3 protein-coding genes are annotated in these 2,510 nt (G+C 43.0%); 2 read left to right on the top strand and 1 reads right to left on the bottom strand.

Annotated elements, in window-relative coordinates; genetic code table 11:
- The first annotated feature begins 131 nt into the window (after window positions 1-131).
- Together AND4_RS18715 and AND4_RS18710 are read left to right on the top strand one after the other, a co-directional pair.
- A complete protein-coding gene (locus AND4_RS18715) occupies window positions 132-767 on the top strand; it encodes a DUF3299 domain-containing protein (protein ID WP_009844557.1) in 636 nt (211 codons plus the stop codon).
- Window positions 768-1,186: 419 nt separating this feature from the next.
- Window positions 1,187-1,492, top strand: coding sequence for a metalloregulator ArsR/SmtB family transcription factor (locus tag AND4_RS18710; protein WP_009844556.1), 306 nt, complete (start codon window positions 1,187-1,189; stop codon window positions 1,490-1,492).
- Window positions 1,493-1,724: 232 nt separating this feature from the next.
- Here AND4_RS18710 and AND4_RS18705 read toward each other — a convergent pair.
- On the bottom strand, window positions 1,725-2,510 hold a 786-nt coding region (locus AND4_RS18705), incomplete at its 5' end, for an endonuclease/exonuclease/phosphatase family protein (RefSeq protein ID WP_009844555.1).

Raw genomic sequence — 2,510 nt, 5'->3', positions numbered from 1 at the left:
CCCAGATAATTCAAAGCAATTATGGAGAACAACACGATCCAAAAGAGTACCTTGTAGTAAACTCCTCGGTGATTTAGGAGGGAGAGTCTGCCCTCGGCTTTTTCAAGACAAAGATCGATACAAGGGAGCGTATGAACAAGTACTTATTGGCTGGCTTAGTTTTGCTGGCGTCATCAAATGTATCCGCTGATCAGCTAAGCTGGAATCAACTATTGCCCGTCAATGTCCCTCAGATCGAAGACCCGTTTTTAAAACTCACCGACAAACAACTTTATGAATTGGGCTCTCTTTCAATATACCGTGATTCTCAGAGCCTCAGCGAACAGCAAAAAAAGAGCATGAAAGAGTTGGAAGACAGCTTAAAAGCCGACGGACTAGATATTGAATGGTTGTTCTCAAAACGCAAAGAGATCACAGAGTATCGACATAAACTTGGTTCCATGCCCAACAAAACGCTGACTGAAGATAACTATGAAATACCCGGTTTTATCACGCCAGTAGAATTTGATGGTGACGTTGTCACGAAGTTTTTCCTTGTTCCGAGCATGGGGGCTTGTATCCATACGCCACCACCACCTGCAAACCAGATTGTTTTGGTCGATTATCCTAAAGGTCTAAAACTGACTTCACTCTACGATCCGGTGTGGGTGAAAGGGGATCTGCATGTCAAAAAGACCAAGGCAGACGTTTCATATTCCGATGGCGCTTCGAACGTTGAAACGGTGTATCAAATGGATGAGGTTTCAATTCGGCCTTATCATCGGTAAAGGTTATAGATTCTATAAAACCTAAGATATAGAAAGGGGCATACACAGTGCTCTTTTTATTGTGTCAAATGTTTATCCCCAAGTAACCACAAGAGGCAGAATCCAGAGCGCGATTCGAGTTCGATGAAATAATGAAACGAGCAGCAAAGTGAAATGTGCTCCAATTCGTTCACCATCACCTCACAGGTACGGGGTTTAAAGACGGGGTTGTCGCAATCACTTCGGAATGAGTACCGTTAGAACACCATCAATAATCACAGCTTAGTATGTGATTCTCTTCGCATGAACGGCCTAAACTAGCAAAATTTCAATTGTCTTCATTAGTTACCACTAATGCATTTGTTATACATTAGTATAACCTTAACAATGTTGGTTAATAACAGTATACCAAACTTAACGTATTGATAAAGGGTATAATAATGGGCGAATGCATGCTAGAAAGCGCGAATAAAGCGAGTGAACTTCTAAAAATTATGGCTCATCCAGAGCGCTTAATCGTGATGTGTAAGCTGATTGAAAGCGAAAAAGGTGTCGGTGAGTTGTTTGAAAACTCTTCATTGAGTCAATCTGCTTTTTCACAACACCTTACCGTATTGAGAAAACACAATATCATCAAAGCACGAAAGGTCTCTCAACAGGTGTTCTATTCTATTGCTGATGAAAGAGTGGGTCCGCTCATTGAAGCATTGAAGTATGTTTTCAGTAAGTCGTCATTTAAACATTAGCTTGTCGGTTTTCTTGAGTTAACGCGGTCATGGAACCAAAGTTTAGTTTGCTTCGTGGGTGAGGCACACGCTGTGTGTATCTTAAGCCTGCGATCGCCAACGTTTCGCTGGCAACGCGGCAGTTTCGCTCTTCATTTCGCTTTACTCAAAGTGGTTTCACTCACTGCTGTGATTTTCGATCAATCGCGGCAATGCTGTCTGGCTTATTTGTTGCTTAGACAGTGGATCAGCGTTAGAAAGAGAGCACTGAAGAGACGGGGCAATGGTCACTCAGTTTATAGTCCAGTACATCTTGTGTTTTAAAAACGGTTTGGACACTCGGCGACGCCATCAACTGACCACTGACAATGATGTGGTCTATCATCGAGCGGAATTGGTGGGTTTTATTCGGATTTCGATTCGAACGCACTTTACACTGTGCTTGGGTGTCTTTGGTCATCAGCTTGGCATCAGTATCGTCCGAAAGCACTCTCCATAACCAATCGCCTCGGTAACCCAAATTGTGGTTAAAGTCGCCAAGCACGACATAGTGTTGTTTATTATCCTCGCGCGCTTTCATCCACTTGGCTAGTGCCTGTCCTTGTTGCTTTACTATCTTACAATCGCGGTTATTGCGATACGTACCACTGCAGCCGGCTTTTAGATGCACAGAGAGTAGGTGAATCTCGTTGTCTTGATTTGGATTCAAAACAAGGTAGCTGGCGAAGCGGAGCTTGCTGTTACCACGTGTGATAGAAAAGTCTGGTTTGTCTAATACGTTTACGCCATTGCGTACCGCGAAACCTGTGTATTGGTTGGTATCGTTGAACTGAAGGTGGCGATAAGAAGAATTAGAACGGTCGGACAGGTAAATAGTGAAGTCATTACCCACGGCTTTTTGAATAGCAGTGATACTTTCGACTTCTTGAAAAGCAAGAATGTCGGCCTGTGTTTTGGCCATATAGTAGGACAGCTTTTCGAAGTCTTGTGATGTTCTTAAAACTTTGCTGCCATCTATCGATAACCATTCCATGTTCCA

It is taken from the genome of Vibrio sp. AND4 (genome assembly GCF_000171815.1).
Taxonomy (GTDB): domain Bacteria; phylum Pseudomonadota; class Gammaproteobacteria; order Enterobacterales; family Vibrionaceae; genus Vibrio.
Note: the sequence above shows the minus strand (reverse complement) of the source record. Positions and strands in the feature narration are given on the sequence as shown.

Bases quoted from the DNA above. Each gene is read 5' to 3' on its own strand.
- AND4_RS18710 (WP_009844556.1), top strand. From the start codon at position 1,187: ATGGGCGAATGCATGCTAGAAAGCGCGAATAAAGCGAGTGAACTTCTA.
- AND4_RS18715 (WP_009844557.1), top strand. From the start codon at position 132: ATGAACAAGTACTTATTGGCTGGCTTAGTTTTGCTGGCGTCATCAAAT.